The sequence below is a fragment of the Enterococcus sp. FR204 genome (assembly GCF_031143325.1).
GTDB lineage: Bacteria > Bacillota > Bacilli > Lactobacillales > Enterococcaceae > Enterococcus_B > Enterococcus_B faecium.
Genome location: NZ_JAKZIW010000036.1, coordinates 1 through 22,308 on the forward strand (window position 1 = coordinate 1; position 22,308 = coordinate 22,308).

Annotated in this window: 25 protein-coding genes; all 25 read right to left on the bottom strand. The window is 39.1% G+C overall.

Features of this window, described 5'->3' with window-relative positions:
- Window positions 1–878 precede the first annotated feature (878 nt).
- Complete coding sequence (locus RG571_RS08790; protein ID WP_142976429.1) at window positions 879–1,898, bottom strand: N-acetylmuramoyl-L-alanine amidase; 1,020 nt, start codon at window positions 1,896–1,898, stop codon at window positions 879–881.
- A 10-nt stretch (window positions 1,899–1,908) separates the two neighbouring features.
- A complete protein-coding gene (locus tag RG571_RS08795) occupies window positions 1,909–2,106 on the bottom strand; it encodes a phage holin (RefSeq protein WP_010726926.1) in 198 nt (65 codons plus the stop codon).
- Window positions 2,107–2,120: 14 nt separating this feature from the next.
- Window positions 2,121–2,363: a hemolysin XhlA family protein gene (locus RG571_RS08800; protein WP_308947646.1), complete on the bottom strand. Its 243-nt coding sequence runs from the start codon at window positions 2,361–2,363 to the stop codon at window positions 2,121–2,123.
- Between the two features lie 34 nt (window positions 2,364–2,397).
- The gene (locus RG571_RS08805) at window positions 2,398–2,535 is read right to left on the bottom strand and encodes an XkdX family protein (protein WP_002290625.1); all 138 of its coding nucleotides are present in this window, start codon (window positions 2,533–2,535) and stop codon (window positions 2,398–2,400) included.
- Window position 2,536: 1 nt separating this feature from the next.
- Window positions 2,537–2,983 (bottom strand): hypothetical protein, encoded by a 447-nt coding sequence (locus RG571_RS08810; protein WP_258430719.1) that lies wholly within the window; start codon window positions 2,981–2,983, stop codon window positions 2,537–2,539.
- Between the two features lie 18 nt (window positions 2,984–3,001).
- A complete protein-coding gene (locus RG571_RS08815) occupies window positions 3,002–4,759 on the bottom strand; it encodes a BppU family phage baseplate upper protein (RefSeq protein WP_308947643.1) in 1,758 nt (585 codons plus the stop codon).
- Window positions 4,759–5,517: a hypothetical protein gene (locus tag RG571_RS08820; RefSeq protein ID WP_308947642.1), complete on the bottom strand. Its 759-nt coding sequence runs from the start codon at window positions 5,515–5,517 to the stop codon at window positions 4,759–4,761. The genes RG571_RS08815 and RG571_RS08820 overlap by 1 nt, the downstream gene beginning before the upstream one ends.
- 12 nt (window positions 5,518–5,529) lie before the next feature.
- A complete protein-coding gene (locus RG571_RS08825) occupies window positions 5,530–7,275 on the bottom strand; it encodes a BppU family phage baseplate upper protein (RefSeq protein WP_308947641.1) in 1,746 nt (581 codons plus the stop codon).
- A 15-nt stretch (window positions 7,276–7,290) separates the two neighbouring features.
- Window positions 7,291–9,996, bottom strand: a complete 2,706-nt coding sequence (locus RG571_RS08830; RefSeq protein ID WP_308947640.1) for a phage tail tip lysozyme — start codon at window positions 9,994–9,996, stop codon at window positions 7,291–7,293.
- The gene (locus RG571_RS08835) at window positions 9,993–10,697 is read right to left on the bottom strand and encodes a phage tail protein (RefSeq protein WP_308947645.1); all 705 of its coding nucleotides are present in this window, start codon (window positions 10,695–10,697) and stop codon (window positions 9,993–9,995) included. The genes RG571_RS08830 and RG571_RS08835 overlap by 4 nt, the downstream gene beginning before the upstream one ends.
- Window positions 10,698–10,708: 11 nt before the next feature.
- Complete coding sequence (locus tag RG571_RS08840; RefSeq protein ID WP_192453778.1) at window positions 10,709–13,015, bottom strand: phage tail tape measure protein; 2,307 nt, start codon at window positions 13,013–13,015, stop codon at window positions 10,709–10,711.
- A gap of 194 nt (window positions 13,016–13,209) precedes the next feature.
- The gene (locus tag RG571_RS08845) at window positions 13,210–13,674 is read right to left on the bottom strand and encodes a hypothetical protein (RefSeq protein ID WP_010725762.1); all 465 of its coding nucleotides are present in this window, start codon (window positions 13,672–13,674) and stop codon (window positions 13,210–13,212) included.
- Window positions 13,674–14,300 (bottom strand): major tail protein, encoded by a 627-nt coding sequence (locus RG571_RS08850; RefSeq protein ID WP_192453777.1) that lies wholly within the window; start codon window positions 14,298–14,300, stop codon window positions 13,674–13,676. The genes RG571_RS08845 and RG571_RS08850 overlap by 1 nt, the downstream gene beginning before the upstream one ends.
- Window positions 14,301–14,306: 6 nt before the next feature.
- Window positions 14,307–14,672: an HK97-gp10 family putative phage morphogenesis protein gene (locus RG571_RS08855; RefSeq protein WP_002353260.1), complete on the bottom strand. Its 366-nt coding sequence runs from the start codon at window positions 14,670–14,672 to the stop codon at window positions 14,307–14,309.
- Window positions 14,662–15,000, bottom strand: coding sequence for a hypothetical protein (locus tag RG571_RS08860; protein ID WP_010725764.1), 339 nt, complete (start codon window positions 14,998–15,000; stop codon window positions 14,662–14,664). Before RG571_RS08860 ends, RG571_RS08855 begins: the two co-directional genes overlap by 11 nt.
- The gene (locus RG571_RS08865) at window positions 14,990–15,316 is read right to left on the bottom strand and encodes a phage head closure protein (RefSeq protein ID WP_010725765.1); all 327 of its coding nucleotides are present in this window, start codon (window positions 15,314–15,316) and stop codon (window positions 14,990–14,992) included. Before RG571_RS08865 ends, RG571_RS08860 begins: the two co-directional genes overlap by 11 nt.
- Window positions 15,294–15,575: a head-tail connector protein gene (locus RG571_RS08870; protein ID WP_010725766.1), complete on the bottom strand. Its 282-nt coding sequence runs from the start codon at window positions 15,573–15,575 to the stop codon at window positions 15,294–15,296. The genes RG571_RS08865 and RG571_RS08870 overlap by 23 nt, the downstream gene beginning before the upstream one ends.
- Before the next feature lies 1 nt (window position 15,576).
- Window positions 15,577–16,953 carry a phage major capsid protein gene (locus tag RG571_RS08875; protein ID WP_192453776.1) on the bottom strand — a complete coding sequence of 459 codons (1,377 nt, stop codon included), beginning with the start codon at window positions 16,951–16,953 and terminating at the stop codon, window positions 15,577–15,579.
- Between the two features lie 12 nt (window positions 16,954–16,965).
- A complete protein-coding gene (locus RG571_RS08880) occupies window positions 16,966–17,535 on the bottom strand; it encodes an HK97 family phage prohead protease (RefSeq protein ID WP_002301329.1) in 570 nt (189 codons plus the stop codon).
- Complete coding sequence (locus RG571_RS08885; protein WP_002353265.1) at window positions 17,507–18,694, bottom strand: phage portal protein; 1,188 nt, start codon at window positions 18,692–18,694, stop codon at window positions 17,507–17,509. The genes RG571_RS08880 and RG571_RS08885 overlap by 29 nt, the downstream gene beginning before the upstream one ends.
- 63 nt (window positions 18,695–18,757) lie before the next feature.
- Window positions 18,758–20,485, bottom strand: a complete 1,728-nt coding sequence (locus tag RG571_RS08890) for a terminase large subunit (protein ID WP_069314727.1) — start codon at window positions 20,483–20,485, stop codon at window positions 18,758–18,760.
- Window positions 20,482–20,934, bottom strand: coding sequence for a P27 family phage terminase small subunit (locus RG571_RS08895; protein WP_069972692.1), 453 nt, complete (start codon window positions 20,932–20,934; stop codon window positions 20,482–20,484). The genes RG571_RS08890 and RG571_RS08895 overlap by 4 nt, the downstream gene beginning before the upstream one ends.
- A 110-nt stretch (window positions 20,935–21,044) precedes the next feature.
- Entirely contained in the window at window positions 21,045–21,425 is a 381-nt protein-coding gene (locus tag RG571_RS08900) for an HNH endonuclease (protein WP_002317992.1), read from the bottom strand.
- Window positions 21,422–21,808, bottom strand: coding sequence for a Rho termination factor N-terminal domain-containing protein (locus tag RG571_RS08905; protein ID WP_114634697.1), 387 nt, complete (start codon window positions 21,806–21,808; stop codon window positions 21,422–21,424). The genes RG571_RS08900 and RG571_RS08905 overlap by 4 nt, the downstream gene beginning before the upstream one ends.
- Window positions 21,789–22,094 (bottom strand): hypothetical protein, encoded by a 306-nt coding sequence (locus RG571_RS08910; protein ID WP_010725700.1) that lies wholly within the window; start codon window positions 22,092–22,094, stop codon window positions 21,789–21,791. The genes RG571_RS08905 and RG571_RS08910 overlap by 20 nt, the downstream gene beginning before the upstream one ends.
- Window positions 22,095–22,308: the final 214 nt, after the last annotated feature.

Genomic DNA, 22,308 nt, shown 5'->3' on the forward strand with positions numbered 1-22,308 from the left:
CCTACGACCGGACGGTTATGAGCCGTCTGCTCTAACCAACTGAGCTAAAGGTACGAGAAACCATCACAACTCCTGCAAACAAAAAGAATGGACATAGACTAGATAATAATGGGTTTCATTCTTTTGTTGTGATGGCATATTTATTATTGCATAACTTTAAAAGAAAAAATAGAGTATATTTAATATTCATTTGCTTAGCTTTGTAGTAAAAAATTATTGACGCTTTTTTTTACGTAGTATAGAATGACATTGTAAGCAAAAAAAAAAGACCATGCTGTCAACATGGCCTACAAGCACTTGCACGGATATCCAATCTGTTCAATCCCTAGCTTAGTCTTGAATTCTAGTGTCTAGAATCTATAACCTTGCCATTGATTTCCGAGATCAATGGTTTTTTATTGTTTAGATTCTCAATTTTCTATCTGTGAGCGGATGGATTAAGGAAGACTCACATCAGAAATACTTATTTTTTAGTATGGCGTTTATCATATGATTTCCAAAAGTGTTCCGGAGCATTAAGCAATGTGTGCCACATAAATGCGGTAAACACAAGGAAACTTAGAAATACACACAACCACGGCGGCAATTTTAATAAGTAACTTGCGATACCACTAAAAGTAATCGTAGTTCCTTTTTTTAAAAATGCACTAATATCCAATTGAGATATTTATCCTTTCTAGGGATAAATAGACATTTACAATAAAAAACAATCGTTCATGGCATCATCCCCTTTCTAAGACTAGCAAAGGGATTTAACCAAACGTATATCTACTTGCAATAAATAGTATAGAATATTTAGACTGAAATAACAATAAGTCAGACACTACTTTATATGTAAAAAGTCTCGCCCAAGATCAATGAGCGAGATTTTTTTGTATTTATCGTTGTGGAATATTCAAGTACCACCGTTTATCGTGGAAATCTTGCGCTCCACCTTTAGTGTTTCCTTCTGGATCATTAGTTGCCCGCATCATAACATAGACTTTCTTATTAGGAAAATTACGCATATTGAAAGATACATGATAACCAACATTTCCAGAAGTATTATAAGCTTGGTTTACATCTGGTCTATAAATTCCATCAGCTTTTACTCGAGCTAATTCTTTCCCAGTATTGTAGTCCATAATGAAAATATACTCGTATTTATAGTTAGCGATGTGCCATCCAGCCACATGCAAGTTTGCGTTTTCGATTTCTCCGAACTGATCAATGTGGGCATAATTTGTTCCATCTGTCAGTGTAGAATTTGCTGCACCTGCTCTAGTTGGATCAATGACTGGTTTATCCTCCGAAGTAGTTGGATTTTCATCGGTAAATCCATGAGCTAAATCATATGCTAATTTTTCTTTACTTACGCCCATTTCAGAAAGATAACCGTAAGGATCTGTATGATCGCCCCAAATATTTTGCGTTACCCATAAATGCGATTTGATTCCTGGTTGGTTATAAGGCGTGTCCAATGTTAATGGAATACCATATTTTATTGCTGAATCTCTAGCCAATTCAACGTATGCCTTGTAGTTTTTCTCAAACGTTGCTTTATCATGTGTGTGTTGTAACTCAATCTGCACAGGACTGTTAGCATTAGCATACGAACCAGCACCGTACTGTACATAGCCAGGTTGTCCGACTTGATAAACAATTCCGCCGTCTCCCACAATGTAAGCAGTGTAAGCACTAGTCCATGAACGTTGCATATACTGTGCTTCATTGCGTCCTGTTGCTGTTTCGTTTGCTGTTTCATGCAATAGAATATATTGGTTATTTGCTACTTGAGAGCTACCTTCGTTTGGGCCCAAATTAAATTCATTGTTAATCGTATAGGCAAACCCATTAATTGGCAATAAAAAAAGAGCCGTTAATAGGCTCATCACAGTAATATTAATTTTCTTTTTCATTTGTTTCCTCCTATTTTTTCAAATTATAAGCCGACACACCAGTGATAACGCCTAAAAATGTTGCTGCTGCATTGATAGTCAGAACTGTCATATCTGTTCCATTCCATCCATACGCTTTCCCTAACATGGCTACTAAAGCAGATGCAGCTGGTAATACTGTTAAAACCGTCCATTTAATGACTTGATAATACTTATCGGGTAAAATCATTTTTTTCGCTTCCTTTATAGTTTAGTCAGGAAATAGCCAATGATTGTAATGCCTAAGCCAATCATATAGCCCCAAGCCCATTTATTATTGTTTTTCATTTCCTTGATGTCTTCTACATTGTTTAGTGCTACTGAATAGGCTTTATCTGCCAAATGTTTTGCACTATCAGCCTTTTCTCTAAGTGATTCGTAGTTGTCTAATTTTGTTTCAATTCTTACTAATCTCTCCACAACGTCTTGGAGCGCTTCTTCTTTCATGTTCCACCAACTTTCCAACAAAAAAACGCATCAATTAAGATGCGCTCTCTTCTTTGCTAATGATTTTATCTGCTTCTTCGTCTGTAATGCATAGTGGAACGAATAGTCGAACTTGATCGTCAGTAAAACAGCCCCAATCATACATCATTTTCACATCGCTAAAACTAAACATACTACTCACCTCCCTTTGAAGCTGGATTTAGTTGCTCTTTAATTTCTGAAATGTCTTTGCTATTTTGGAACGAAGCAAGCATCATTTTTGAATTGATTTGTGCTAAACCATCCGCTTTTTCTTTCAATGCAGTATTTTCCTGTTTAATTGCTACATCGCTTAGCATGAGTTTGGCATTGATCTGTTTTAAATCGCCGTTCTCATTTTCTAACGACTCATACATTGCTTTGAGATTGTTTAAATCGTTGTGATCTAACGCGTTCGCTAAAACAATCCATTGGTTCAGTTTAGGATCAAACATCTGATCAGCGATCGTTAGCGGTTCGCCATCAGCACGAATCCCTTCAAGCGGTGGCTGATCCGTGTAAGGAACGGATACAAGCATGTCGTCCAATACTTTTCCTGCGTACTCTCCGCCAGTACGTCCATATTTCCAAATGTTTTTCATTTATTTCACTCCTTTAATCTAAGATTCTATTTCCATAATGTGCAGCGTGTTTATTTGAGAAAAATCTAACTTCTTACCATCCTGAGTTTCAAAAGTGATATTGAAGTACTCTCCTTTTTTCAACGCGAAAATTCTACTAAAGTGAAGCCCATGCTTCCATTGCAATGCAGTTCCATTTGTACCAACACCACCTGCGAAACCAATAGGACTAGTTTGGGCATCGTCTTTATAAAAAGTAATATAACCATACTGGCCAGCTGTTGATCCGCCAAACTGACATCTAACTAACCCTTCTACTAACAAAGTACAATCTCGATTAGCTGTTGCTTGCCATTTTCCATAATTCCAAGTCAACGGATTCTCCTTCATAGATCGATTCAATTTTGCTCCAATGGTGGTTGCTACTGGTCCAATAATTAACCGAGCTTTATTAGGAGTTCCAGGTAGTTCAGTTCCTGTTGAATGCCACGCTTCATAAGGTAACGGCTTTTCTTCTACCAGTACATTTTTTCCATTAACTAGAGGGGTTTCTAAAAAGTTCTTAGTTCCATCAATGGATTGTGGCTCGGTCAAACTAACCGTATCATTCAAGCCTTTTTCAGTATATTCAGGAGTGATATCCCAGCTGTAGTCGTCAGGAAGGTCACTCGGAAGTAAGGCTAACCCTCGGTATTGCGGGTAGGCGTTTAGTGGGTCTTCTGATGGTGCGGGAGTGTAAATTTGATACTCTGTACCCTCGTTAATTCGCAGTTCTTCGATTTTGATATCGGCTTTTAAGTTTGTAAAGAAATCGATTTTAGGTCTTCCGCCTTCTTTTAGCGGGCGTAACGTACCCTTCCACTGGACTAACTTAGTACCATTTCCAGTTATACCAGTCCAAGTACCATGTGATGACCATACACCGACAGCCTGGTACATCTTCAAATCCACAGTATCCCCTGATACATAATTGGAGATAGTCAATTTGTATTGGATTGTTGCTTGTTTGCCAAGAATATCTGGGTTAAACGGAATATTCTTGATTGATGCTGGATATTGATTACTTTCCCCGTTACCAGTAGCGGTATATGGTTCTTTTGATTTTAATACATAGTTCTCCCCGGGGTAAACAGTTGTAAACCTATCAGTCCCATCCTTACTCCACGCCCAAGCCTCGGACAGCTTCATGTCGTTTCTCAACTCGGTGAAATTTTGATCTAGCGTAGCGATATTCTGCGCTGTCTGTTGAAATTTCTGATCGTACTCCGTAATCTTTTGATTGGCATGCTCAAGTACCTCATTTACTGCATCTGTTGCTTCTTGTTTGACTCCATCAAGTAATTGTTGAAAGTCTGCAATAAAGTAGTCTGCTTTATCTTGCGCTAGTCCGTCGATTGTTGAACGCTTCATACGGAAGGTGAAGCCTAAGTTATCACTTGTTGATCCGTCTGGATACTCGATGTAAACATAAGCTTCCACCATACCGTTATAAGCTTTCATCGCTTCTGGCAAGATATATACGACGTGTCCGTTTAAGAAGCTTTCAGTAATGAGGTTTTTCGTGATAAAAGGGATTGGCTCTTTCTTAATTGCCCCATCTACTTCGTCATAGATAAACATCAATAAACGCAAGTTAGCGCCTAACAAGTCCGCCGGCGCGCCGTCTTGTTGTAAGACGTTAAACTCTAGCGCTATTTGGTTATCGTATGATTTAAACACAAGGCCCGTTGCTTGCAAATCAAAGTCTTTAGGTTGTGTAGGTACTTTGATAGGCCCTTTTTTAATGATATGCGCCATTATTTCACACCCTCTATTCTGACAATTTGGATTTCTACGTTTGTGTTTTTGTGGTAGTTCATTTTTTCAGTGATCGCTACTTGCGCAGAACGCACGATTTTATAGCTTGTATCCGTCACACGTTCTAATTTCAACTCATACATTTCCATACCGCCTGCGTCGTCGTATAAGTTAGTGAACATGACAACTGGCCTAGTCACGTTGTTTGCTTCGTACACCTGACCGCCCCAACCTTGAATGTGAATACGAACGGAAGTGTAATGTTTCATACTATCGTTTAAGTCGATCGTTGTACCTACGCCGTGCTTTTCACCTTTGAATAGTTCGAAGGTTGTCATGACTTTACGGAAACCCGGGCTATTGTAGCCGCCGTCCTTACCATGCGTGCGCGCGATGTAGATGTTTCCGCCGTAACCGTCCGAAGCCCAAATCAATTTACGCTCGTTGTGTTCTTGCATGACGCCTAGTAGCATGAGCGAACCATCGCCGAACATCGTTATCTGTCCGTTTTTATACCATTGGTTAGTGGTGGCATAAAAGCCCGGTGGAACGTCGTACACGTTAGTATACTTCCAGCCTAGCTCATTATCCTTCAAAGCAATGCCACGCGCATTCATCGCAATTTCTGGCGTACAAAAACCGGCATTTAACGGTGTAGCGTCCACGTGTGCTTGCTGTGGTGTGCCGTCGAAATGAATTTCCAATTGTTGTAAAATCCATTTGACAGATTCTTGCAATTTTTTAACTTCTTTTTCCACTGATTAAACCTCCTAATACGTGAAATTGCGGTTAGTGTAGTGGCCCACACCTTGTACTTTGATCGTACGTTTTGCTGTATCAATTTGTACGTTTGCGAACCCCGCTTCATTCGCTGTGTTGTATTCCTCTTCGGAAGGGAAGGCTTTTGTTCCTACAATGATTTGCGTTGTACCTAGATATTTCACTGTTTCATAGTGCCAATGCCCCGCAAAGATTGCCGCAACTGTTCCGCGTCCTTTTGTTGCGAAGTTGTAAGTCTTTTGCCCTATTGGGTTCGGATTGTATCCTTGCATAGAATTGTAGTCGATTGTCACGCTTGCTCCTTGTTTGAAGCCGTCTAGTAAGGTTCCTAGTTTCGTCACGTTTGCTACGTCGTTTTCTCTTTCCATAGGCACATGTCCTACGATTACAACGTGATAGCTTCTGTCAAGTTGTTCTAACCATTGTCCAAAGGCATGCAATTGGTTTTGTCCTAGTTTTCCATGAGGGAACTCAGCGCCATTGTAATATCCAGAAAACTCGATGAATTTTCCTTGCGAGTTCGTAGCGTCTTCGAAATCGTCGGTGTCAATACGATAAATTGCAACTTTTTTACTAGGGAACAAAGTAGGACCGTAACGGCTATCATATGCTACGGCAATATCCGAACCTGTCAACGAATCAAGCCGCGAACGTCCGTCATTTGCGTATGGGATTTTACCTGTTTCATGGTTACCACGGCAAAGAATGATCGGAACTTCTGCGCCTGCTGTCGCTACGCTAGCAAAGCGTTTCAACACGTGTAAGTTCTTCGCGCGTCTTTCTTGTTCGGTATAAGGGTAAATACCCGACGCTGTTCCTCCACTGTATCCGTCGATATTATCCCCGCCGTACACCATCGCGTCCGCAAAGGTTTCTAGCGTCCTGAATTGTCCGACAATGCTCCAACGACGTTCTGTTTTGTCTTTCTGGTCGAAGTGATCTAAGAATTGCTCGTGTGAATCGACATGGATATCCGTCATGAATCCCATGTTAAACTTAGTTTTATCCGCTTGCGCGATCACTGTGTCTAAGTTAGTAGGGCGAACGTAGTTATACGCTCCTCTGTCGTAGAAAAGTTTGTCTCTTTTGATTGGCACTTGTTCTGCACCTTTAGGAACATTGAATGTTTTATTTTGAATATCGTCTAAGCGAGCGGCTAAACTGTCATAATCTCCTTTTGCTTCATTCAAAATGTTGATAATCGTACCACCTGGATCGATATTTTCCAGTATTTCACGATTATCTTCTAACCACTGCTCCCAGTCATTTTTGCCCTGATCCATGTAATCTTTGAATTTTCTTAGCAAATCCTCAAAGGTCCACACATAGCCAGAATCACGTAACTGGCTTTTAGATATTCCAGAAATGACTCGATAGGTAAAATCCTGTGTGCTAAATTGTTCACTCCAAGTTCCATCACCATTAAGTGATCGGAAACTGAAATGGGCGGTGTTTTCACCACCCCATTGCCAGTCAGGCTCGCTTAACGTGTAAACAAGCCTTGCCTGTGCTGGACTGTATTCCTGTACTTTTTGTTCAACAGGTTGGTTTTCGCCAAATTTTGTTGTATTAATAAAAAATGGCACTAGGCCATCGAATGTTTTTAGTTTGCCATGTTCCACCACTTCAACAACGAACTTTTGCGTTAAAACATCCCCTTGCCGAATTCGAACCAAATTTATTCCGTTATTTGGTTCGGTGGTGGATAGGACCATTTTATGCTGCGTTTCTGCCACGACTATTCCTCCTTATCAAAAACTAATATAATCTCTTGCATTATGAAAATGTGCTGCCGATGATGGATAAAACTCATCCATAAATTGAAAATGTAAATGTTCTCCTGTTGATGGTCCAGTAGTGCCCATCAGTCCAATTTGCTGACCAGCAGTTACCTTCTGACCTTTTGAGACGTCTACTCGGCTTTGATGTGCGTAGCCTGTATACATTCCATCAGCGTGTTTAATCACTGTCCAATTTCCATACCAGTCAAAGTAATTTGCATCACCTGCAACAATCACTTCGCCATCTGCTGATGCAAAAATAGGTGTATTAGGATTTCCATTTACAAGGTCAATACCGTTATGAAATTCTTGTGCGCCTGTAATTGGAGAAGTGCGCCAGCCAAATTCACTCGTCACTCTGATTGGATCTGCAATTGGTTTTATATATCCTTTTGATGCAGGAATTTCCAAATCTTTGAATTTGTCGTACCATTCTTGTGCCCATGTCGTCCGTTCTGGATGTGGATCACGTGGACGTTCAAAGTTAGCCACGAATGCTTGTGCTGCTGTGTTGATATCGGTTAGATTCATGAATTGTGTCCATGTGTAAGGATAAGCGCTAGTAACAAGCCATTGACCGTTCGGTGCATGCCACATCAACAATTTGAACTGCGCCGTGATCGTGTCTGGATCATCACTGATGCCAGCCTTTGTCATTAAGTTGAGCATATAGACACGTCCGCTAGTTGCACCTGTGGAATCCGTCCATTGCCATATACCATATCCGAATCCTGGTGCGCCATTGCCCTCATCAGCGGTTGGATTAGCATCTGATTCTCCTTGAGCATTTCCAAGTAAGGCTGCAGCAGCTTGTTTAGTAAAGCCAGCACCTATTGCCATTTTCCAGATCTGCCAATAACGTTTATCCCTGTCAGTAGTTACTTCTGGCGGATATTGTCCATTCCAACCGTTGTCATTTCCGCCTGAGTTACCACCATCAATTTCTTTCCCTTTCACCGTGAAAGTTCCTTGAACATCCAAGTCACCAAAATAAGTTGCTTTTCCGTTTCCTAAAAGGACAAATCCCTTTCCTACTGCTGGAGAAATCAAAATATACTTTCCGTCGCCATTTGTACGTATTACCAACGAATTGTCTTCTAACGGCGTAGGAGTAGATGCGCCTGGAAAAGGGTTGCCCGCAGAATCGGTTGTTCCAATAGTTCCAATTGATTCCTTAGTATTCCAGAACTCCATTCCTTTTTTTGTGATTTCCATGATTTTTTTATTTTCTTTCCAGATTTGAAGTGTGCCTTTAACAAGTTTCAGAACATCACCATAAGCATTAAATGAAGTTTCAAATACTTCTGCGTTGATTGTGCCGACTTTAATAAAATCAGCAACGATCTCTCCTTTAGAAGTCATTGCAATACCAAAGGGACCATTTACTCCATTATCTGAATATCCTAGACCGTTTAAATTCCAGCGCCACACACGCTTCGCATTCGCTACATTTGGAGTATCCATGATAAGAATCTCTGATGGAGCTTTTTCTGGACGAAAAACGACATGTCCGCCGGAATTGCCGGTGATCCATGCCGTTGCGTTCAACACATTTTGAACTAATGTTTCAGTTCGGTTGTCGATTTTCTTTTTTAGTTCTTGCGTCTGCGTGTTTACTGTCGAGGTATAAAGAGATAAGTCATTACCCAAAACAAAATCTTTGTATTTTCCGAGTGTCGGGAAATAAGTGTATTCGACCATGCGCTCTTTTATCTCGATATCTAGTTCTTTCGCCCTCACATGAGCGACATCACCAAAATGTAAAGCTGCTAACTCTTGATACATGTCACCGTATTCGAGCGTATGCTCTAGCGCGACCATACTAACTGTGTGAGTTGCTTTTGGTTCGTGAATACGATCATTATCAAATAAGGTTTTACCCCATTTAATCAATTCATCAACTGTTTTGCAGTCGCCATTTTCTCGTTTTCCAATGCGTCTGTTTTCGTTAGTCACACCATCAGTTTCTAAATATCCATATTCAATAGGCTCTTTGTCTTCGTCATAATCGTTATCAGGAACTCCGCCAATCAAATACAGACTATTGACAATTGATTCTTCATCAATTTCTTCTTCGATTGCTTCTAAATTGATGCCAAAATCAATCCGAAAACCATTATCTGATCCAATCTGTTTTACCAGTTTCAAATCATAGTTATCCATATCAAGTTCCGCGCTAGTCACGCCAGTCAAATTTTGATTACCGTTGTTTGAACCAATGATTGCTTCAATTGGCGCGACTTGTCTTGCTGTAAATTGGTGCGTTGTCCCTACATTCGAAAGATAGTTAAATTTTTGATCAAATGCCAAACTGTTTTTAAGATTGGTCATGATCTGAGACCCATTGCCGTTATCCGTAAACGACTTGACAATAAAGTTCTTATTGGCCATAAAACCAATATGCCGAGCTGTTACAGAAACGGAGGTCAAATTCTTTTTGACATTATAAATTTCAAAATATTGCCACGAACCATCTGGCACCTTCGCTTTTATGAAATTTCCTTTTTTTAAGTAAGACCGATACTGTCCGCTTCTTGAATAGTTACCATAAAAACGATATTGGCCATTCAACACACGATTGATTTCTGGCAAATCTTCCCAGTCAACTAACGACGCTCCGTTCACGCTCAAATCATCTGGCATTTTTTTATAAGCATAAATAAATTCTTGCGTCACAGATACACACTCCTATTCCAGACTTTTATTTCTTTGTATTTTCCAGATATGATTAATTGATTTTTACCAGGATTAAGCGTTGGCCAATCTCCACGAGTAAACAATGGGGCGTCTTCTTGAATTGCCTTTCCTAGCTCAGTATCTATCTTCACGACCCCGGCTAGTGTATTCTCTACAAGCAAAGTTTTTGTACCAATCGTTAGCGACAAATGACCGCCTTCGGACACAATTTCAAAATAGGGTTTTGCTACTTCGTCTCCAGGATCGAAAATATCTTCTCTTGATTCTGTGATAATTATCGGTTGTTCGTTCAATTTCTTTTTTAATGGTTGGCAACGAAAAGTAACATCGAATGTATAAAAGAAGCCCCACTCGTTTTCGAATGGGACTTCTTTATCCATGCTGCAGATAGCATCTAGATACTTGTCTGGATCATTATGAGTGATTAATTGGCTTTTACCAGTAAGCCATCTTTTGACTTCCCTCAGTTTGGAATGTGGGATAGTGATCTCTTCTATTTCTAAATCAAAAGGTTCATAGTCATCAAACGTCTCCGTCAATTCTCCGCTTCGGCCCTGAATCGTGTAAGTTTCGTATCGCTTGTTCGGCATAATATCTGGAAGCTCTGCCTCAATGATGCAATCCATATCAATTACTGCATTCCGATTTTTCCAAATAAAATTTGGTTCATCTGGATTCATAAATTGTCGACTCAAATAGGAACACCCCCCAAATCATAAATAGCCTGTTGGTTTGCTTTAGCAAATTTACGATTCATACGATCTAACTCAGATGGATTGTTTGCATCGACTTTGCCAATGTGGATATGCTGTTCCACTTTGGAAGGCTGTACTTTGCCGCCAATGCCTTTGCGTTTTTCTTCGTCTGATAACGGAGTAACAGTTGTCTTACCGTTTTTGTTCGTAAGCAATTCTGGTCCAGCTTCACCAACGATCGCTTGGCCATTCAATACATGCCCGCCATCTGCCAAATAAGGCAAAGTGGAAATGCTAAAGCTTTTTCCGCCTACGCCAGGAACCCATTTCGGAATTTTAATGTTATTAAGACCACCTAGAAAAGCATTAATTAATCCAATCATTCCATTAAAAGGTGCTTTTGCCATGGCTGCAATTCCATCAAAGATACCACCGAAAATGTTTACAACGCCGTTCCAAGCTCGTTCCCAATCACCTGTAAATATGCCGGTTATAAAATCTATAAATCCGGTAAAAATTCTCTTGCCTGCATCGAAAAAGTTTTGGAAAATTTGTATGATTCCTCCAAAAATATTGCTAATGTATCCGCCCATAAAATTAAATACTTCTACCGCTACATCTGAAACACCTTGGAAGAATGCATTCACACCGTTCCTAAACCATTCAACATTGTTATAAGCCCAAACTAGCCCAGCGACTAATGCGGCTATTGCTATTACAGCTACAGCAAACCAGCCACCAGATAATCCGAATAATTTGCCTAGCCCACTCCACACAGTGGCCAGATCTTTAACCCCGGCGGTGATCTTAGTAACGGAACTCATAAGCGTTCCTATGACAACCAAAGCTGGTCCGATTACTGCAGCTATACCAGCGAGTGTAATAATCCAGTTCTTAGTGCCTTGATCCAGAGAATCCCACCAACCTTTAAAACTCTTCAAAGCATCGATCGCCATTTCAAAGAAAGGCAATAAGCTGATTTGGACGGATTCGCCGACGTCTGCTAAAGCAAACTTCGCATTATTCATCGCACGATTAGCAGCGTCAATAGGATCTTCCGTTTCTGCAAATGTATCAGCCACTGTACCGCCGCTTTCTTTGGCTACTTTTGCTAAATCATCCAAGGTGAACGTTCCTCGTTTGATTGCGTCAACCATTTTATCTGACCCTTTTCCAAATACTTCATTAGCAATTCTCAGCGCTTCTGTTTCATCTTTTGCATTCAGTATTGAATCGATTGTTCCCTTTAATCCGTCTTGTAACGATAGATTGTCTTTGGCATAAACAACTGAAGCTTTAGACATCTTGCTTAACATTGTGCTTGAATCAACCCCAGCTTGCTCAAATTTACCAATTAAGGTCACCCCTTCATCGAAACTCAATCCTAATTGTTTGATTTGAGGTGCACCATCAATCGCCTTCTTCATAAGGTCATCAACTGATTGTCCTGTGTTCTGGGAAGTTTTGGTAGTAACATCTAATACATCGTTTAAATCATCGTAGGATAGTTCATAAGCTTCGATCGATTGTCTAGCATAAATTGCTGCTTGAGAGACATCAGTATTATTGATATCAGCATATTTCAATAGGTAATCTGTCGAATCTTCCAGTTTCTTATCCATGAACCCAAATTGAGTATTGACTTCACCAATCGCTTCTCCGACTGTTTGTAGTTCTAAGTGAGTATTTGAGCCAACGTTTTCAAATGAGGTAGATAAACGATCAGCAACATCGCCTGTTGCGCCTGTCTTTTGTATAATAGTGTCCATAGCTTCATCAACTTCTGAGAATGCGGCTAAACCAGCTGCACCTGCTGCTACAATCGGCGCCGTCACACCGACAGACATTTTTTCACCAACGCCTTTTACTTTCTCACCTGTTTCTTCGATTTTCTGGAGTTTTTTTGCTGTATCAACAGAAACGTCACCTTGTTCTTTTAATGCATCGTTTGTCTGTTCCAATGCTGTACGAAGCTTATTTTCTCCAGTTTCCGAATTAAGCAATTGCTTATATAATTTTTCTGATTCAGCAGAATATTCGCCGGTTTCTTTGACAGATTTTTCATATTCCTCTCTCAGCATTTGAGATCGTTGTTCAGCTAACCCTAATTGCTTTTCTAATTTTTGTTTAGCCGCTCGTAATTTTTCAGTTTGTGTTGCATCCTTATCCATTGCGGACACTTGGTTTTTATACTCGGCAGCAGCTAAGTTCATTTCTTTGTTGATTTCTTTGATTGTTTTCGAATAACTGACTTCGCCATTCGTTTTAAAATTAAGAACGACATCAGATTCTTTACCAGCCATTTATCTTAGCGCTCCTTTCTACCACCAAGGCGATTTATCCATAGTTACAGATTGAGGTGGTTCAAAATCGGTGTTTTGTTGTAACCACTGTAAATAAGATTTGAGCCACAAGTTAGGTGTAGACTTCAAAAAGAAACTCTCACTCCAATTCAATAGAGTGAGAGCAACGTAAATATAAAAACTCCAAGGAGTTCCTATCTCTTCCGATTCTTTTTGTTTACCTTTCTTTTTGCTTGCGTTTTTTGAAAGTCTTGTGGCTTCTTGGATTTTTTTAGGTCTTCCACCTGAAATGTCTGGCTAGCAAAAATTTCCATACAGGTACTATAAGCAGACAACACCTCTCCACTCATTCCCAAAAATTTGAAAATAGTTTCTGGATCTTCCTCTAAACCACCAGTACGCAGCATGGCATAAATCAAGGCACGCATGATTTTTAGATCACTAGGCGATAAGTTAGCAGAAGAAATTTGTCCTTCTTTTTTAGATAGCATGGCATTCATATCAGATTCAAATTGCGAATAATCTCCACCATACACATCTGCTATAAATTCCATCGTTTGCATAGTAAATGAAATAGGGAATTCTGCGCCTTGAATAATGACAACAGCAGAATTCTTTAAATCATCAACATGAATCCCATAATCGGCAAGTCTGGCCATTATTTGCCACCTCCAACTTTAGCCAATGTTTTCCACTGTTCTTCATCGTATACAGGTTGAGCAATGAATTTTTCAAATAAATCCATTGTCGCTTCTTCACGATTCGAATCAAAACTTGCATACATCACATTATTGTATTTCAGTCCTGTAGAAACAAAGTTTGCAGTTACATCATCGATTTTTGTTTCATCTTCAGCAGTAGCGTATTCTTCATCAATTACATTAGATAGTTGCGTGTTTGGATACCATACAGCTTTTTTACCTCCGCCTTCAATATTTCCAATGAATCCAAATGCAAGGTAAGGAAATTCTCGTGCGGTATTTTTACTAAATGTTACTCCGCTTTTTGCAATCATCCCTTTGATTTCATCCATTACCGCAATTGGAATACCTACATGATCCAACGCAATTTCATGTTTTGTTTCTCGGGACACGCGTCGGAACATTTTGCTTGATGCCCATTTTTCCAACGCTGTACCATTGCCTTTGACTCCAATTTTTGTAGCGATAGGCAACCGGACAACTTCACTATAAGTCGGAGCAGTTCCAACAGAATCTGGCGTTGCCATCATCGCGATTAAAATGTCGTCCAATCCTTCAAAATAAAAAGTATCTTGCTTTCCCAATTAAAATCATCCTTCCCATAAATCAAGTATTTTCTTCGTCATGATCTCTTCGATTTTTTCTTTATTTTGTTCATACGTACCGCTTGCAAAGTGTTGTGCTTTTTGTTTTGTCGTACCATTTTCGGTAAAGCGCCAGTAAAAAGCAGTCTCTTCAAACTGGACTTTCACTCGGTCTTCTTCAACAACAACTTTTATTTGTTCGCTCATATGCTTCTTTTTAAGCAGGGACTTAGGAATATTAGGAAGCAACTGCTCTAGGTAAAACTTTGCAGCTTCTTCTAAAGATTCCAATGATAATTTTTTTGGATCAACTCTAGAAAGATTCCCTAAATAATCCGATATTTCAGAAAAACCATTCTTATTACTTGGCATTTTCCATACACCTCACATATGTGTAATAGTTGGTTACGGTATCGTCGTTCTCATCACCTTGTATACCTGTAAAATCTGAATATGGAATACCAGCATTTTGTAACGCTTCTTCAATAACAGCTAAATCCTGTTCTGTTCCAAGTGTGAAAAAAGAAATTTGATAATACGGTAATTTTTTATAGACTTTACCGGATGCCATTTTTTTACTGTTACTCACATTTGAGTACACGATGTATGGATACATCGTCCCTAATCTGGCTTTATCTCTGAACACTGGCAACTTTGTTGATTTCAGCGCTGTTTTCAATTCATCAAAGCTAATCGACATAAGCTAAACTCAACTCCATTTCTCTTGTATCAGGATTCGTATAAATGCGAGTAATGTTATACGTTACAGAATCAATTTTGAGCGCACTTAATTTCTCTGTGATGGATTTATCCCATCTGACTTTAATTCGTCTGACAACGTCTGTCTTGGCTTGCTGTGATAAATATTTTTCTTGAGAAGTCACACCGAGTTCTTCATAGAATATTAGACGCTTGGATTCATAAACCGTAGTTGGACGATCGTTCTCATCTGTTCCTGTTTTGATTTCTAGCAATTCAGCTTTCCATCGCAGATTATTGGTCTGTCGTTTCGGCATTTTGAATCACTCCTTGTACAATAAATGGCGTAATAGCGCTCAAAGCTTTGTCTAACTCATCTTCAGATACTCGGTATTCGTAGGCAATGCCGGCAACCATCAAAATAAGATATTCTTGTTGGCCACCAGTTGCTGTTTTGACATAATCTTTTGCCATATTTAAATAAAAAGAGAGCAAAGAATCATCCATGCCCTCTTCAAAATGAATATGTGATTTGAATTTTTCCTCTAAAGACAATTCTTTAGTTTGCTCTTCCATCTTAACCACCAACTGGTTTTGTAATTTCGTAGCGATATACTGCCGGTTCAAATGGAGAATAAACCAATTGACCATCTAGCAAGTTGTAAATTTGGAATCCAATTTGATTTTTACCAGAGAATTTTTCAACAAGTTTTTGAATTTCCAAGGCACCAATAACTTCTTGAATTTTAAATGCAGAAAAATCGCCAAAATATAAAACTGGTGTGTCTGGTTTACCCTTTTTATCTGCTGCATCTGTCCAATCCACAGGATAGCCAACTAATTGGTAACCTATTCCACCTTCTGCTTGTGTAAATGGACGCAACAAAGGAAATCCATCATCTGTTTTCATTTTTTCAATAGCAGTCAAAGCAGCTCGATTAATAATAAAGCGTCCCTTTTTCATCACTTCTGTCACTGGTGTATTTTTAAATTCGATTAATGCATCATATAATTTTTGCCCAGCACCTGCAGCAGTTAGATCTAAAGGTTTTTCAAATGCTACAGCCTTTTTGGCTAATGCACCAGGATTTTCATTTCCAGTGTCATCACCATTGAACATATAATTGATTTCTTTACGCACATAAGCTTTTTTCAATTCTTCCACAACAATATCTTCAACTGGAACACCAGACATTTTTAGTAATTTTTTAGTTACTGTTGCCAAAGCATCGAATTCGGCAGGATCAAGCAAAATTTCATCAAACTGAATAGCTGTTTCAGCAATATCAGTTGAACGCTCTTTCTTGTTTACATTCGCATCTGCTTTCTTCACAAGAATTGGATATTTGACATCTCCTGATGTTCGCACCACTGTTCCGTATTTACGAAGTAAATTTTCTTCTTGAGCATAAGTAATAACTTCAGATGCAATTACTTCTGGGACAGTAACTGAACCGTTGCCAGCTTCAATCCCTAAAGCTCGAGCTTCTGCTTCAGAAATATTTCCAACTACAAAATTAGCAAATGCTTTTCGTAGTTGTTGATCTTTTTGTTTATTGGTCATTTTTGCACGTGCCTCCAATCCGTTCTTAATTGATCCAAGTAAGCCATCTCGTTGCTGTTGAGTAATCATTCCAGAACGATTTTCTGAATCATCGTTATCCCCATCGTCCCCTTCATCACCTTCATAACCTTCACCTGAACGATTTTCATCGCTTCCAGTCGAGCCGTCTGATCCACCTGTTCCTTCGTCAGCATCTGAACCTTCATCTGATCCATCGGCTTCACTTAGTTCACTTTTGATTCCGTTCAATTCATCAACAACGGCATCAATTTCTTTTGTAATAGCTTCTAAATCAGCTTCGCGTAATTCTCCTGATTCAACTTTTTCACGTAATTCAGTCAATCGTTGTTCACGACGCGCCTTCATTTTTTTCAATAATTCTGTATCCATGTATTTTTCCTCCTACGCTTCTAGCGCTTGATTAATTTTTTTGATTAATTTTTTTCTTTCTTCGACGTTTTTTTCTAATTCATCACGACTTCTTAATGCTGCCTCTGTATCTTCATAAGCCGGCAAAGGAACAATAGAAACCTCATATAATTCCACTTCGCTAATTGTTCGAAGCATAGGTTCTGAATTGTAGTCCCATGTTTCTTCAGTTGGTACAAATCCAAAACTACATTGATTAATGTCTCCGCGTTCCATAGATTTAACCAAGTCTCTTGCTACCGTTGTGTCTGGCAAATCGACTTCGAATTTCAAACCATGATCGTCTTCTGACAATCGAAGGGTTCCGCTTTTGGTTCGCCCTAGTACATTAGACCAATCGTGGTTAAATAAGCAACGTACATCGGAGTTACTAATCGTTCTAGCAAAAGCGCCTGGTGCAATGACTTCACTCAAATCGTCCCATAATAGTGTTGGGCTATTGAATACAGCAGCATATCCACTAATGGTCCTCGTATGAGTTTCTTCATCAGAACGCGTTGAAAGGTTGGTGATGTCAATCGTGCGAATTTCCTTCTTCTTCATTTCCATCACCTCCTTTCAAGTTTTGATCATTCGTTGGTAAGGAATCATCTGTTGCATTTTTCTGGCCAATCATAGACAAGTCATTTGAAATATAGATAGCTTGTGTTTCTGGAGTGTTCTGTTTAGGAAAACCAAGCATTTCTGCCACATTATCTGGACTTGTAATCCCAGTACGAACAATGTTGTAGCCAATATTTGTTTTTGTTGAGTAAGGAACAAAATCCAAAATGTTAATTTTCCATTCCACTCGATAGCCAGAATTAGGCATAAAAAAAAGAGCGGTGTAATGTTCGCTCTTGTTCTTCAATATTGGTTTGATTGCTTTGTTGTGCAGATACATCATCGCTTTTTCGATGTCTGTTTTCATCAACGATTGATACGTATCAACATTGATTCCTAAAAATTTACCTAAGTCTTTTTTATAAACACCTAAATAGTTCAAAATAGCCGCGTCATCAACAGGACTTTTTAACGTCTCGATGGAATATCCTTTTCCCAGAGGAATCATCTTAACAGAATGATCACTGTCATTTTGCGTTCCTTCCAGTTGATCCAATATAGCTTTGACAATTTTCGTTTGGGCGCTATTATTTGGATTGATGTGGGCGTCCAGTTTAAGCATGAACGCAAGTAAACCGCCTTTAGTATATTTATCCGTCAAAACTTTTTCAGCGCTCAGAACGCCTTCCAGAGTGTTTCTTGCAAGATCAATTATTCCAGCACCTTTTAATGAATCAGTTCCGATGTTCTTAATGTGTCGAATCATTTGACCAGGTATTTTTTGTCCATTCATTTCAAATTCTTCTTGAAGTCGTTCATTGATTTTAGTGGTTACACCGTATGCCAAATGAAGCTGGTCCCGATCTGTTAATGGGAATGTCTCACCATTGATCAGTAGGGTATTTGTTTCCAATTTGGTAAATTCGAATCCGGTCAAATAATCATTGGGATTCTTCAAAATTTTTAGCAAGTGGTGGTCCTTCACTTCATTACCGTCTGGACCTATGACAACAGGTGAGGACAACGCTACCTGGTTTGAGATATCCTGGACCAATTCATAAACATCAGAAGATTCCATGATAGAGGAATCTGTTACATATCTTTGACCGTAACGCGTATAGTGGCCAAACATATCCTCGATGTACCCACGCTTTTCCATAAAGGAATAGACTGCATTCGATAACCGATCACGTAATTTCAATATTTCTCACCGCCTTTCTATTTATCTATAGATGGAACTAAGGTAATCATCTAATTCATCCGAATCAATATCTGTCATCTGATTCATCGTTTCCTTATGACCACACAAAAACGCCACGAAACCATCAATCTTTTTCTTTGATTGACGTTTACTTGGCGCTTTTTGTCCGTTGATGTTAGTGATTGCTACAACGTTCAAGGTGCAATAAAGGAACAATGGATTATCAAATTGAATTCGTTTCTCATAAAACAACCGTTCGACATCATCAAAAGGAGCGTTCAACACTTTAGGATATTGGGCAACCTCAACGCATTCCAATCCTAAGTTCTCCAATTTCTCAACAAGTTTGTCGCTCATCGCTGGATCATAATTCACTTGTTGTATATCGTATAAATCCATGCAGTCTTCGATGTACTGCAAGATTTGATCTTGATCAATCATTTTACCATCGCAAAATTCAACAAAACCTTGTTCAGCTAAATCGCTGTAAGGCACGTTATCTTCTTTTTCTCGAAACTCTAAATCTTCATTGGGAATAAAATAAAGCTGCTTCACTTTAAGGACCGCTTTTCCATCTTCATCCCACGTTGGGAAGTTTAAAGACACACAGGTCAAATCTCGTGTGCGTGATAAATCCAAACCAATGTAACAAGGTTCACCACTTAAATTTCCAAGCTCTTGGGTAGTAACCAAACACGGCTCTACTTGATCCTGTTCAAAGAAATTATCCGCACCGTTTACAAATACATCCAAGTGCTTCGTTAGAAACTCGGCTTTTGAATGTGCTGAACGTTGTGCCGTTTTAAACGCTGACTCCAAGGCGGAAAGATCAACTGATATTCCCCAGTTAGGATTGCACATTTCCCAAACTTTTCTATCCGTCCAATCATAGTTTTTATTTGGTTCATAGATTAGAACAAAGTTCGAATCATTATCATCACGTTTCAACACTTCTTTTGCTTCACGATATACGCGCATTCCAACAGACGATGAACCTTTCCCAGCAGTTGAAATATTAAACATCAATGGTTGTGGCAAAGAGATTTGTGCAGACTTAAAATTGTCATACTGTTCCATTTTCTCTTGCTTATGCAGCTCATCATTCAATACAAAATATGGATTAGAACCCTCAATGTTATCGATATTCTTCGTTTGAACAATAAATTTATTCGAATAAGCCATATCTTCATGAATATAATCATAAGTAATACTAGAAACAGTTCCCTTTGGTCCTTTGAATATTTTAGTTCCTTCAAGTAGGATTGGATTGTTTAATATTGTAGCTGCAAAAGGTTTGGCAGCATATTGAGCTTGAGCAAAGTCAGAAGCGCATGCATAACAATCGACTGACAAAGCACCTTCTCCATACATTGCATAGCCTAATGAACCGACAGCAATCAATGTTTTACCGTTCTTTTTAGGGATTTGGACATACGCTTCACGAGTAACACGGACAATTTGCCCTTTTTCATTTTCTTTAACCCATCCATACATCCACGAGTAAATAAATTTTTCCCAAGGTTCTAAAATGAATGGCTTTCCAACCATCTCACCTTTTGTGTGAACAATAAACGACTCAACCCAGTCCATCATTTCATTCGCACGATCTACATCAAACCAAATATCTTTACGTTTTTTCCACCGATACCAACGATCCACTGCCAAACGAACAGTTTTAGGATATTTCCCAGGTTTCTTTCTTACTTCTTTTGCAAATAAATCGGCATAATTTACACCAGGTTCGATCATTTTTCAGTACCTGCCTTCTTACGCCATTTGTTTCTGTGCGCTGCTAGTTCATCTACTGGCTTTTCTTCTGGACGTGTAATTTCTTCATCTTTTCTTGCAGTCGATCCGCCAGTTATTTGTCTACCAGTTTTAGCCTTATTCGTTAGCCCCAACAAATCTAGAGCTTTCATTTTTTTATCTGCCCAAGTTTCTACTTGCTGCGCCAATGGATGCTTCGATTGATTAGTGGCCCCTGATTTATTCGTGAATTTTTGCGTCTCCGGAAAACCTTTTTCCTTCCACAAAAGATATTTGTGTTGGTAAATTTCAAAAATATCCAAATATGATTCGATTAATGGATCAAGAGTGATGGTGTACAAATCAGACAAATTCATTATTTTTAAAATACGAGCTTTTTCAGCACTTACTTTTTCATCAACAATCGCTTTACGTTGCACTTTAGTCGTCATATTTTTATACACCCCCCTTTGTTTTTTGAAAAATTTGACCTAACGATGCGCGTGACTCCCCGCTACCCTATCTCCCCACGCGAAAAAATTTTGAAAATGGATAGGGGGGGTTAATTAAAATACGAAGGAAAAACTTTTTTGTCTTCTGTTTCGTTTTCAACAATTGGATGACATTTTGAACATAAAAGCATGAGATTGTTTGGATCAAGCTTAAGCAGTTCATTGTCTTTGATGGGTACAATGTGATGGACATGTGCCCTCTTGCCGAAGATAAACTGACCGCATCGCTGACAGTGACCACCTTCTCTTTCATAAATAAATTGACGCATATCCTTCCATGCCTGTGTTCGATAGAATGGTTTGTTCTCATGATGATAAACAGACTTTGCTTGTTGCTTCTTCTTACGTGATTTGCTTGATCGCTTGTGTTCAGCACAATAGATCCCCTTTGCTATTTTGTTCGTGCATCCGTCAAACTGACAGTATTTCATTCTGCTTCACGAATAAGATTTATGATATCGCCTTTTGCACGGATAGCACCAGGAATATCAATACCATGTTTCTTAGCATATGCACGCAATTCTTTTGCAGTCATATTGTCCAGTTCATCCGTATCTTCAGTGGACTGATCATTAGTAGCTTCGTCTCCATCAAAATCAGCAGCAGTGTTTCCATCGCTATCAAGAATTTCACTGCTATTAGTAATAAGTTCACCATTAACAGCCACAAACGTTTTACCATCACTTAATATTCCTTTTTCTTCCGTTGCTTCAAAATCAGGTTCTTGACCTTTCGGAACTACGACAGTCTTTTTCTTTTCTGAATCCCAATACTCTGTTCCTGTGATGGATGTTCTAATTTTGATCATTGCCATTTTGATTCTCTCCTTTGTAATTTGTGCTAATTACTTTTGCACCCATTCGTTCATACCATTCAACAGTTTCCTGCAAATTGGGTAAAGTGTGGGATAATAAAGAAATAACCAACACATCCATTGCTATCCCACGATTATCTTTATCTACTTGCACATTTGCATAGGTGCCGTTCCAATTGTTTCGTAAACCAGTAGGACTGTTCTCTGCTTCTATTGCTTTCTTATAGACATCTCCCATATTCGTTGGGACATTCGCCATAAGCATTGCCTCATGAAAATCATTCATAGATAAAACTCCTTTCAAAATAAAAAGACCACTCAAAGAGTGATCTAATATGTAAAAACTACATCTCAACAATGAGATGCAGTTATACCTCTGTACGGTTTTACTGACAGGCAGTTATGGATTACCGTAAACTAAAGTCATTGGCAAGGAATCGAACCTTGCATGGTTGCCGAAGCATTAACCTAGCACACATGCTTAGCGTCTATCCTTTCCG